The organism is Algoriphagus locisalis, from assembly GCF_900116615.1.
Lineage (GTDB): Bacteria > Bacteroidota > Bacteroidia > Cytophagales > Cyclobacteriaceae > Algoriphagus > Algoriphagus locisalis.
On the sequence record NZ_FPBF01000001.1, the window covers coordinates 498,703 to 510,555 of the forward strand.

General features: G+C 30.7%; 11 protein-coding genes. All 11 read left to right on the top strand.

The features are described from left to right. Positions 1-21 precede the first annotated feature (21 nt). Genes BM386_RS02180 through cysC form a run of 11 tightly spaced genes read left to right on the top strand, consistent with a single transcriptional unit; the run spans position 22 to position 11,845 of the window. On the top strand, positions 22-816 hold the full coding sequence (locus BM386_RS02180; protein ID WP_170857007.1) for a polysaccharide pyruvyl transferase family protein: 795 nt from the start codon (positions 22-24) through the stop codon (positions 814-816). Between the two features lie 42 nt (positions 817-858). Further along, positions 859-2,277 (top strand): hypothetical protein, encoded by a 1,419-nt coding sequence (locus BM386_RS02185; RefSeq protein WP_091691422.1) that lies wholly within the window; start codon positions 859-861, stop codon positions 2,275-2,277. Beyond that, positions 2,274-3,464 (top strand): glycosyltransferase, encoded by a 1,191-nt coding sequence (locus BM386_RS02190; protein ID WP_091691423.1) that lies wholly within the window; start codon positions 2,274-2,276, stop codon positions 3,462-3,464. Before BM386_RS02185 ends, BM386_RS02190 begins: the two co-directional genes overlap by 4 nt. Next, entirely contained in the window at positions 3,457-4,317 is an 861-nt protein-coding gene (locus BM386_RS02195) for a sulfotransferase family protein (protein ID WP_091691424.1), read from the top strand. Before BM386_RS02190 ends, BM386_RS02195 begins: the two co-directional genes overlap by 8 nt. 1 nt (position 4,318) lies before the next feature. Next, on the top strand, positions 4,319-5,092 hold the full coding sequence (locus tag BM386_RS02200) for a sulfotransferase domain-containing protein (protein ID WP_091691425.1): 774 nt from the start codon (positions 4,319-4,321) through the stop codon (positions 5,090-5,092). After that, a complete protein-coding gene (locus BM386_RS02205) occupies positions 5,082-6,188 on the top strand; it encodes a glycosyltransferase (protein WP_091691426.1) in 1,107 nt (368 codons plus the stop codon). Before BM386_RS02200 ends, BM386_RS02205 begins: the two co-directional genes overlap by 11 nt. Next, the gene (locus BM386_RS02210) at positions 6,181-7,023 is read left to right on the top strand and encodes a sulfotransferase family protein (protein ID WP_170857008.1); all 843 of its coding nucleotides are present in this window, start codon (positions 6,181-6,183) and stop codon (positions 7,021-7,023) included. The genes BM386_RS02205 and BM386_RS02210 overlap by 8 nt, the downstream gene beginning before the upstream one ends. 40 nt (positions 7,024-7,063) lie before the next feature. After that, positions 7,064-7,819, top strand: coding sequence for a glycosyltransferase family 2 protein (locus tag BM386_RS02215; protein ID WP_091691428.1), 756 nt, complete (start codon positions 7,064-7,066; stop codon positions 7,817-7,819). Then, positions 7,816-9,477: a capsule assembly Wzi family protein gene (locus tag BM386_RS02220; protein WP_244545461.1), complete on the top strand. Its 1,662-nt coding sequence runs from the start codon at positions 7,816-7,818 to the stop codon at positions 9,475-9,477. Before BM386_RS02215 ends, BM386_RS02220 begins: the two co-directional genes overlap by 4 nt. A 15-nt stretch (positions 9,478-9,492) precedes the next feature. Next, entirely contained in the window at positions 9,493-11,250 is a 1,758-nt protein-coding gene (locus BM386_RS02225) for an SLC13 family permease (RefSeq protein ID WP_170857009.1), read from the top strand. Position 11,251: 1 nt separating this feature from the next. Further along, complete coding sequence (gene cysC / locus BM386_RS02230; protein WP_091691429.1) at positions 11,252-11,845, top strand: adenylyl-sulfate kinase; 594 nt, start codon at positions 11,252-11,254, stop codon at positions 11,843-11,845. Positions 11,846-11,853: the final 8 nt, after the last annotated feature.

An 11,853-nucleotide genomic window follows, 5' to 3' on the forward strand; every position in this document is an offset into this window, starting at 1 on the left:
AAAAGAATAATTTCATGTTTTTTGTGGAGAAATTTCATTTGGGGTGATGTTTCACGACCTATCAAAAGAAATACTGTTAATCTATATTATTACAAATTTAAAAGAGTAGATAATGTAGGGGACTTACTTTCCTTTGTTGTGTTCAACTTTATCAAAAATCAATATTCACTAGATGATAGTCGTGTAAAAAGAACAATTCGACTTTTCGGTATCGGCTCAATCATACATGCTGCAAAGTCAGATATGGTTGTATGGGGTAGTGGCGTACATGATGAAGATAGAGAAGTGGGCCCAGGTGTTAAGTTAGATATTAGGGCAGTTAGAGGTCCACTGACCATGAAAATGGTCGAGAGGTATGGCTATAAATGTCCAAATATATTTGGAGATCCTGCACTATTATTACCTCTTTTTTATATTCCTGAAAAATACGAAATCCAAGATTTTTTAATTATTCCTCATTATAGTAAAGAAGATGAGATTGATTTTAGGTATAAAGGAAACATGATTAGCACATTAACTTCTGATTGGAAGACTTTTATTAATAGAGTTGCAAATTCTAGACTTGTCATTTCCGGTTCATTACATGGTATTATTATTGCTGAGGCATATGGAGTTCCGGCTATATTACTTTCCTCAATAGATAAGGATATGTTTAAATATAGAGATTATTACTACAGTACTGATCGTTTTGATATACTTATTGCCAATTCTATTGATGAAGCAATAAATATGACTAAGATTATGCCCCCAATTCCAAATCTTTCCACTCTTCAAAATAATCTATTAAAGAGTTTTCCTATTGATTTATGGAATTGATTGGTTTGAGGCTCTCTATTTTATTACTATTTAAAATTAAATATGAAGCTTAATATAAGATCATATTCGCTGTTTTTCTTTCTAATTTCATCTTTTGTTTTTCTTTTCTATAATGTAAAGGTTTCTTTAATATATTTCTTTGTATTCCTTGCTTATATTTTTTTTGATAATATTCCAATAAATAATCCTATTGTTAAGAGAGGTTACGTAGTTGTATTGTTTGCTTTTTTGATTTCATATTTTGTAAGAGGAATAATTCTGTCGATATTTCCAGAATTTTTTATGTTTGCCTTTTTTACAGATTACTATCCGAATAGATTGGATATTATTACTTCATTATTTGATGTTTTCATTTTCTTTACTATTTTTTCAATAGGTTTTATGTTATCTTATTATTCCCTTAAAAAAATCATAAATATAGTTGAGTTTAAATTCTCATTTGCTAAAAGGTCTTGGCCTTTGCTATATTTTAATTCTTTAACATATATTTTTTTTACACTTATTTTTATAAAATTAATTTTATATATAATTTTTAATGCTGGAGTAAAAGGTGAAGAAGTTTCAACACCGTTAGTATTCCTACTAAGATTCATTCCTGAAGATTTAATTTTTATTTATGCTGTCTTATTATATGTTAAGTATCCTGATTTTGCCAAAAAGAACTGGATAAGAATAATATCCCTTGTCGGACTTATGTCTTTAAGTATATTATTGACCGGTAGTAAGCTATTTATACTTTTATTATTATTTTGTTTTATTATAGTGTCAATTTTATTTAATTATAAGTTTAACGTTTTTAAATTCCTCAAACTTTCAATTTCAATTTTTATTATCCTTGTTATTAGTTTTGCAGTTTCGGCAGTAATTAAATTTCAAAATCCTTCTAATTTATTTGATTTTGTAGTTTATGTTTCTGATTATATTGATTCTAATAATTTCATTATTATACTAGATTCTATTTCGTCAAGATTTATAGGTTTGGATGGATACATTTTATCAAAAAACTTTGTGACTAATGGTGTAGATGAGGTGATGTCTGATGTCTATGGTCTTCAGCAAACTTTAGTTAGAGTCGTGGATTATATTATTCCTTTTGGGAAATTTACTGATTCAATCGGGACTGGTAAAGCTGTTTCTGTTTATGTTTTTGGTTTTGATATGGATCACTTATTTGGTGGAGCTTTAGGTGTTTTTGGATCTCTTTTAATCGGTAATAGTACATTTGTTGAATTTGCTGTCTTTGGATATGGTATTTTCATTTCTTTTATTTATTTATTGTTATCTAGAATTTTCGATGACGATTTGAAAATTATATTTTTTTATATATTCAGTTATTTTTTAATTCATTCTTTTATGTCTGGAAATTTTGATAGGTTAATTGGTTTATTAATAATTAAAATTGTTTTAACAATAGTATATATTTATATCTCATTTATTCTCACTAAAGTCAAATTGAATTGAAAAATATTTTACTTGTAACTGATTCTATTCCATTTCCTCCAAAAAATGGAAAGCAATTACCAATTTTTCTCTTGTTTAGTAGTTTTATCAAAATCTATAGAATTCATATTTGTATTATTTATAAAAATGACAAACCTTTAGTTGAAGATATTAATTACTTGTTGTCTGTTGGGTTTTATGATGTTTCAGTATTCCAATCCATTAAAGAGATCGATTTCTTTAAGTATCCTGGATTTACTTTTTGGAAGTTTGATTCGAACTCTATCCGTAATTACTACAAAGGTAGTAGGTTCGATTTTGTATGGGTTAGTCCTATATATTTGTCTTCAATTTTGTTGAAAAATATTATTCATTATAATAAAAGCATTTTGGGGCTAAATGATGTTAAGACTTTTATGTATCGAGAAGGTTGGATTGAGATTTGGAGAACTAAGATTTGGGATTCTACCAAATTTTTTCAATTCTTACGAAGTTTTCTAATGGGTTTTCAAGAACCAAAAATTTTGAATAAATATGATTTTGTTCATGTCCAAACTTTACATGAAGAAAATAAGATAGAAAAACTTTTTAACTTGCATTACATTTCAAGAAGATTTTCTGTTATAGTAGGGGCTAATTCAGTTAAGAATGAACTATTTGAATTAAATTATGATAGAATTAATGTAAATACTGTTTTGTTAATGTCTCAAATCAACGGTGGCCGGATTAATGAGACTAAGTGGTTTGTTTCGAAAGTCTGGCCATTAATAATAAAAGCCTTTCCAAATTTACGTTTAATTATAGTTGGCAAATCTGATGGTTCTTTACCTGATTTTTTAAAAAATGTTCATAATCTTGAAATTTTAGGCTTTGTAGATAACCTTTCTGATTTATATAAATCCATTGATATTGCTGTAGTTCCTACATTTCATGGTACTGGTTTAATTAATAGAATTCTAGATTCATTTTGTGCTGGGGTACCAGTTATTACAACTTCCCGAGCAGCAGCAACTTTTCCATCAATAAAATTTGGGGAAGAATTGTTGGTTGCTGATGAACCTAAGGATTATTTAACTAGTTTTGGTGAGTTAGTTGATTCAAGTTATTTTAGAAATGAAGTTAGCCGGAAGGCCAGAATATTTGCTAAAAATTTACCTAATCATGAATTTGTAATTCAAAAATTTATTAATCATTTTGAGAATGAATAAATCTGTCGATTTTCTAGTTATTGGAGTTCAAAAAGGAGCTACTTCTTGGTTGTATCAATGTCTTTCGGATCATCCTGAAATTTCAGTTCCTATTAAAAAGAAAGAAATTGAATATTTAGGGGGTGAATTGTGGAAGGCAAGAGGTGATGATTGGTATTTATCTTTAATACCAAATATTGAGGGTAAAGTTTCTGGAGATGTTTCAGTAGAATACATTTTTGATTCTACCTCTGCTGAAATATTAAAAGAAAAATTCCCAAATGTAAAATTGATATTAAGTCTTAGAAATCCTCAAGAACGGGCAATTTCAGCTTTTTTTTGGTATCTTAGAAAAGGGAAAATAGATATTAGTGATAATATTTCTACTTTTTTTAACCGTGAGATTGAAATGTATAGTATTGGAAGAAGTTCTACTGATATTCTTAGTAGGGGGATTTATTATGATCAAATTTGTCGGTACTTGGAATTTTTTTCATCCCATCAATTGAAAATTGTTTTATTTGATGAAATTGAAAATAGTCCACAAACAGTTATGTCTAATATTTACTCCTTTTTGGGTGTTGATACTAATTTCGTCTCTCATAGTATTGATACTGCTCCAAAACGAAATTCATTTAATCAATTATCAATATACTTAGAAAATAAATTCCCAAATTCAAAGGTTATTTCTAAACTAGTGGATTTAATTAATCAATCAATTAAAGTTAACATGAGAACAAAAAATGATTTAATAAAAGATAGTTTTTATTTAACAGATTTTTATTCTAGTCACATTCAAGATATATTATCGTTACCCAATGATATAATTTCGATTTCTCAGAAGGAATTGATTAAGAAAAATTGGTTAAAATAAGATGGTACTTAAAGTGATAAATTATTTTACAGGCTTGTTGCAGATAAGGCGCAAGACAGACGTTTGGTTAGTTTCTTTCCCGAAATCAGGAAATACTTGGATTAGATTTTTCTATCTTCATTTGGCTAATCGTATTTACCCTGGTAGACTTGAACAAGATGATATCATTTCTTTTTATACTTTGGATTCCAATATGCCTGAATTGGGCTATTCTAATTTAGATTATTACAAGTGGAAGTTTCCTGAAATATCTCGATTAGTAAAAACACATTCAAAATATTTTTGGTTTTTTTCTAAAAATGACATAGTTTATATTCTAAGAGATCCATTTGATGTAATGATCTCATATTACAGATATGAGTTGGGTAAAACTAATCCTAGATTTAAAGGGACTTTTTCTGAGTTTCTGAGGGACCCAAAATTCGGCGTTGAAGCGTTGGCTAAACATTTTATTTCTTGGAAACCTTATATAAAGTTGTTAATTAAATATGAAGATTTAAAGGAAGATCCTATATGTCAATTCAATAGATTATTAGATTTTTTAAAAATTGAAGTACCAAATGATATTATAATCCAATCTTATAATAATTCTAAGGCATCAAATGTTAAAAATGTAGAGTCAAAGTTAGGTATGACAGATAAAGGAAAATTTTCTAAAGAGTTCTCTTTTGTTTCATCAAATAAAGAATTTAATTTTAAAGAATTGTTTTCTGACTCTGATATCACTTATATGAATAAAGTTTTATCAATTTATAATTTACCTTATGAAAGATAAGATTTTATTTTATACTTCTTTTCCAAAACCTATTACTGGACAAACTATTGTTACACAAAAAGTTTGGGATTTACTTTATAATGATCCACGTTTTGTTTGTTTTAAAATTAACACTTCCTCAAGTACTATAGTTAAGAAATTTTTTACATTTATATCCAATTATTTTTTATTGGTTAAATTTTTAATATTAGTTAAGCCACGATTTGTGTATATGGTATTTTCTTCTTCTAAGTTAGGGTGCGTAAGAGATTTTTTCTCGATATTTATTATTAGTTTGTTCTCAAATGTTAAATTGATTAGTCATGTTCACTCTGGAAATTTTGGATTGGAATTTTTAAATTTTCCATTTAATCTTATGTTAAAGTATAACCTGGAAAGAGTTACTACTATTATTTTTCAAGGCAAGCAAGTTAATTTCCTAGGATCTAAATATGATTATAAAATTAAGTATCTGATGAATACCATTTCTTCGGAATTTTCAATTTCAGATAATGAATTTAAAGAGGTTAGTTGTTTGAGGAAGAAGAATTTTGAAAATTCAGGAAAAATCAAGTTATTCTTTTTAAGTAATTTTATAATTTCTAAAGGTTATTTGGATTTATTTGATTCATATGAACTGTTGGATATTGATGTTTTTGATAAATTTGAACTTCATTTTATTGGGTTTTGGTTTGATGATCGAAGTAAAAGTGAATTTCTAAATAAGGTAACTAAATCTTCTAGAAGTAATTGTATCTTTGTTCATGAAGGATTAAGTGATCGTTTGGATGTGAAAAAATTATTAGTTGAAATGGATGTATTTATTTTCCCAACATACTATCCCGTTGAATCGCAACCTTTAAGTATACTAGAATCTTTCAGTTTAGGTATACCTGTAGTTTCCACTTATCATGCTACTATTCCTGAAATGATTGAAGATGGATACAATGGTTATTTATTTGAGAAGAGAGATCATAATCAATTATTAAATATTATGAGGGGCCTTGTAAATTATGAAATCATCGAATATTTATCACTTAATGCTAGAGATTCCTTTAATAAACGTTTTTCCGAAAAGGAATTTGAATCCAAATTTATACAATTACTTTATGCTTGATAGACCTATATTTTTAATTGGAGCCGCAAGAAGTGGTACTACTCTGTTAGGTGATATTTTAAGTAAACATCACGATTTAGCTTATTGGATAGAACCTAAATATATATGGAAATACAAATCTCCAAATATTTTGAATGATTATAGATTTAAAGATGATGTTGATGATGATATAAGGAAATTTATATATAACAGATTTAATCTTTTTTTGAAAAAGTGCAAAAAATCTCGATTTATAGAAAAAACTCCTAGTAATTGTTTTAGAATTCCTTTTATTGATTCAATTTTTCCTAATGCTATTTATATAAATATTATTAGAGATGGTAGAGATGTTACAATATCTGCATATAAAAAGTGGACATTTAAACATGATACATCTGCGTATGAAAGAAGGCTTTCTTTTAATGAATTCCCATTAATAGATTTTCCATATTATTTATTTCACTTTGTAAAACAATTTGTTATTCAACAATTTTATCCTAATGAACTCAGGATGTGGGGTCCAATGAGTCCTTCTATAATAACATATTTAAATAAGTCTATTGAAGAGGCTTGTGCATACCAATGGAGAGAATCTACAGAGACTTCTATTAATGATCTATCTAAAATTGATCAAAATAGAGTTATAAATATCAGATATGAAGATCTATTGTCTGATCCTTGTAAACATTTGAATGAAATATTTAAAGTTTGTAAATTATCTAATTCTAATGAAACTATATTATATGCTGAGAATATAATAAAATCAAATAATTCTAATAAGTGGTTAAATAATAAGTTTATTGATAAAGTATCCTACATTTTAGATCCTACTCTTGAAAAATTAGGATATCTATGAATGCTCATTTTTTTTAAGTTTAATTTAAATTTATTCTGCCTTGAAAGTATCTTTAGTTACTGTTTGTTTTAATTCTGTTAATACTATTAAGAGTACTATGGAAAGTGTTGCTGCTCAAGATTACTCTGATTTAGAATATATAGTTATTGACGGTAATTCTAAAGATGGTACTCAGGATATCATTCGCTCATTTAATGGGGTAGTTTCACGCTGGATTTCTGAACCAGACAATGGTCTATATGATGCAATGAATAAAGGTATTCAAATGGCTACTGGTGATATAGTAGGTATTATAAATTCAGATGATTTTTACCACCGTACAGATGCTATTTCCCAGGTGGTGAATGCATTTCAGATCTTTGGATCACAGTGTATTTATGCAGATATTCGATTTGTAAGGCCAGATAACTTAAAAAGAACTGTTCGCTATTATTCCTCAAAGAAGTTTGAATTGAGCTCTTTTAAAGTAGGGGTAATTCCTGCACACCCAACATTTTTCACCTATCGACGCAATTTTGAAAAATTTGGATATTATAAAATTGACTACAAAATTGCAGCAGACTTTGAGCTGTTGGTGAGATTTCTTTACAAACATAAGCTCAGCTATTACTATCTTCCTATTGATCTTTTGAAAATGCGGACAGGAGGTCTAAGTACTAAGTCTTGGAAAAGCAATGTGATTATCAATCAAGAGGATTTGCGGGCTTGCAAAGAAAATGGCTTAAAAACGAATTATTTTTGGCTGTATTCCCGATATTTCAGAAAATTATTAGAATTAATACCTGGTTTATTTTGAGAGGATTCCTTATAGTATTTCTTTTTTGCTTATACCAAATCGCTCCCGCACAGGTTATTCCAGCAGGATTTCCTGTTTTGGAGGAGCGGGCCAGACTTAATCAATTGATTACCGATTCTGATTCCACATCCTTTTTGATTCGTCCCATATTAAATCACCAAGGATCTGAATTTTTAGGCTTTGATTCCCCATCAATTGCAAAAAAATCTAACTATCTCACAATACTTCCTGCTTTAAGTACATTTCGAGTAAATACCAAAAGGCCATATGGCTTTGGAGATTATGGAATGATACCTACACCAGGAGCACAGTTTTATCTTTCAGGAGGTATTCACTATCAGTTTAAAGAGCTTGGAATTACCTTATATCCTGATTTTGTGTTATCTCAAAATTCTAAATTTGACGGTTTTTTAGGCTTTGATGAATCTTTATTAGATTTTTCTAGGTTTCGCTATTGGAATTTAGGTGATAACCCTGAGCGATTTGGTTCTGGAAATTATTATCGAGTAAGTTTGGGTCAATCTAGAATTTCTTATGGTTTCAAATCTTTCGAATTAGCAATTGCTAATCAAAATATTTGGTGGGGACCCGGTCAATTTAATTCTTTGACATTTTCAAATAATACTCCAGGTTTTCCAATGCTTACCATTGGTACAAGAAAACCAGCCAAGACTTTTTTAGGTAATTTTGAAGTACAAATTATGTCTGGAATTTTAAATACTACTAGACTTTCCCCTACTCAGTCTGATTCTTTAAATATGCTTTACTATAAACCCAGAAGAGAGAAAGATCGATATGTTAATGGTTTGGTAGTGTCTTATAATCCAAAATGGGTTAAAGGTTTATATATTGGTGGCACAAGAACAGTTCAAACATTTACTGATTCTGTTTCTTCTAGTTTTCAGGATGTATTACCAGTTTTTTTGCCCGTAACTAAAAGTGCCTTTGGTTCAGATTTAATAGGTGAATCAGATAAAGGCAAAAGCCAGCAAATTACGATCTTTGGTCGATATTTGAATTCTTCTTCTGGTTCGGAAATTTATTTTGAATTTGGAAGAAGAGATCATGCTCTGAATTGGAGGGAGTTTATATTAAGTCCGGAGCACGCAAGAGGATATATTATTGGGTTTAACCAAATGTTTAATTTAAAGGGGCTTGAATCTAAACTCTTAATTCGTGGGGAGATTACACATCAGCAAGAGTCCGTAAATAGATATATCAGATATATAGGCTTGGGAGGTGGTACCTCTTGGCATACCAATGGTTCTATCGGGGGAATTACACACTTTGGCCAACCGACAGGAGTTGGAATTGGTACAGGGTCAAATATCCAAACTTTGGAATTCAGTAAAATTGATGGATTTAATAAGACAGGTGTTTTCTTTGAAAGACTTGATAACACCGTAGATTATTATTATAAAGTTCAATTTCAAGATACAGAAAGAAAACCTTGGGTCGATCTTTCTTTAGGATTCCTTTATGACAAACAAGTCAATAATCTATTAATAAGCTCCAAACTTCAAGTGATACACGCCAGAAATTACCAATGGCAGTTGGACCCATCTAGTACCCCTGATTTTCCCAAAGGGAAAAACCTAACTTCAATGATGGCTCAGGTTAGTCTGATTTATCTTTGGAATAAGAATTTAGACAAGTAGGTAAATCATTCGAATTTGACTATTGATATTTTAATTACAAGTGTCCTTGTAACAGGATTAGTCCTTAGCCTTTACAAAAACTGGCCAAAGCCTTCTCTGGCATTTGTACTAGTAGTTTTTGCTTTTGTGATTTTGAAAGTTATCTCAATTGAGGATTTTCTTCAAGGTTTGGCGAATAAGCAGATCATCCTAATTTTTTTATTGATCATTTTGACCTCTGGCATTCAGCAGAATCTAGGAAAGGGATTTTTCTATGCCCTGTTTAAGAAAAGTCTTTCCCCTTTTCAGTTTAGATTAAGAATGATGCTAACAGTTTCAGGCTTGTCCAGTATGCTTAATAATACACCTGTGGTGGCTTTTATGATCCCTTACGTCAAGAACTGGTCTGAAAGCAACGGGTATTCAGCTTCCAAATTTTTGATTCCACTCTCATTTGCTACCATCCTGGGGGGAATGATTACTATAGTGGGGACTTCCACTAATCTTGTTTTAAATGGCTTGATAGTACAATCAGGACTTCCTTCTCTAGGCTATTCGGACTTCTTGTTTTTGGGTGGCTTAGTGACTGTTTTGGGATTAATCTATTTAGCTTTTTTCTCTGAAAAGTTGCTCCCTAACACCACCACCAGAAAGGATAGCTTATTGGAGCACCTGAATGAATACCTGGTAGAAACCAAGGTGAATCCAAGCTCAACTTTGATCGGCAAAACCATAGAAGAAGCTGGCTTAAGACATCTCAAGGATTTATTCCTAGTAGAGATTAAAAGAGGAGAAAGAAGTATTACGGCAGTGTCTTCAGATAGAATTATACACTCGGAAGATGTACTGTTTTTTGCAGGAAATACCCAATCTATTTTGGAGTTGATCAATGACAACAATGGATTGGAACTTCCAGATACTTCACAATTAGTTAGTAATGGCTTCTCCGCAATGACTGAAGCAGTTATTCCATCTGGAAGTGCTTTGGTTGGCATCTCATTAAAGGAATTGGGTTTTAGGGATAGGTATAAGGCTTCTGTGATTTCGGTCTATAGAAAAGGAGATAAAGTAAAGGAGAACTTAGGAGAGATAAAACTAAAGGAGGGTGATTTATTATTGCTTTTATGCTCCAAAGATTTTTCCAAGGTGATCTCCAGCCGGGATTTGATTGTTCTCACCAAATCAGGGGAAGTTCAAAAAGAATTGTCTTTTAAAAAGACGCTACCTAGTATAATTTCAATCGGAGTTTTACTCATTGGTATTTTTGGGTTGATAGATTTATTTCTGGCTGCCTTTATAGGCATTTTGGTCATGACTCTAGCTAAGGTGATTAACTTGAACCAGATCAAATCGGCTATTGATGTGGATCTATTAATCATTTTAGTTTCCGCTTTGGCAGTGGGAGTGGCGATTCAAAAATCTGGATCGGCTTCATTTTTGGTTCAGCAGATCTCTAGTATGTTTGAAGACTTAAACCCCATAGGTGCTATAGTTATTTTATTTATTCTGACTTTAGGTCTGACAGCATTGATTACCAATGCAGCAGCAGTATCTATCATGTTTCCGGTAGCCTACGAAATGGGTTTGGGTTTTGGAGAAAGTCTGACCCCTTTCTTTATTGCCATAGCCTTTGCAGCTTCAGCAGATTTTATGACCCCTATAGGTTATCAAACCAATCTGATGGTATTAGGTCCGGGGAATTATAAATTTTCAGATTATACCAAAATTGGGTTACCCTTAACTTTAATCTACTCCAGTGTAGTGATTAGCTTTATATATTTATATTATTTCTAAAATGGAAAACCACATACATCCTACTGTATTCAAGATTTCAGGACAGCAGAGAAAAGAGCGTTTAAAGCAAAAACCTAAGCTGATTTGGTTTACGGGTTTATCCGGTTCGGGAAAATCGACCTTGGCCAATGCAGTGGAAGCACAACTATTTGAGGATGGATATATGACCTATCTACTAGATGGGGACAATATCCGGACGGGGTTAAATAAGGATTTGGGTTTTTCAGATTCTGATAGAATTGAAAACATTAGAAGGATTGCCGAAGTAGCTAAGTTGATGATGGATGCAGGACTTTTGGTGGTTTCTGCCTTTATCTCTCCATTTAGAGAAGAACGTGAGATGATCGCCAATCTAGTAGGTGAGGATAATTTTCTGGAAATTTTTGTGGACTGCCCTATTGAGGTTTGTGAGCAAAGAGATGTGAAAGGGCTTTATGCTAAGGCCAGAAAAGGAATCATCAAGAACTTTACAGGGATAGACTCTCCTTATGAAAAGCCATTAGATCCGGCAGTGCATGTTCATTCTGATCAGGAGGAATTAAGAGATTCTGTTCAAAAAATAATTAAAACAATTTCGGCAAACATTTGCCATTAAACTCAACC

Bases quoted from the DNA above. Each gene is read 5' to 3' on its own strand.
- BM386_RS02185 (WP_091691422.1), top strand. From the start codon at position 859: ATGAAGCTTAATATAAGATCATATTCGCTGTTTTTCTTTCTAATTTCA.
- BM386_RS02195 (WP_091691424.1), top strand. From the start codon at position 3,457: ATGAATAAATCTGTCGATTTTCTAGTTATTGGAGTTCAAAAAGGAGCT.
- BM386_RS02200 (WP_091691425.1), top strand. From the start codon at position 4,319: ATGGTACTTAAAGTGATAAATTATTTTACAGGCTTGTTGCAGATAAGG.
- BM386_RS02205 (WP_091691426.1), top strand. From the start codon at position 5,082: ATGAAAGATAAGATTTTATTTTATACTTCTTTTCCAAAACCTATTACT.
- BM386_RS02210 (WP_170857008.1), top strand. From the start codon at position 6,181: ATGCTTGATAGACCTATATTTTTAATTGGAGCCGCAAGAAGTGGTACT.
- cysC (WP_091691429.1), top strand. From the start codon at position 11,252: ATGGAAAACCACATACATCCTACTGTATTCAAGATTTCAGGACAGCAG.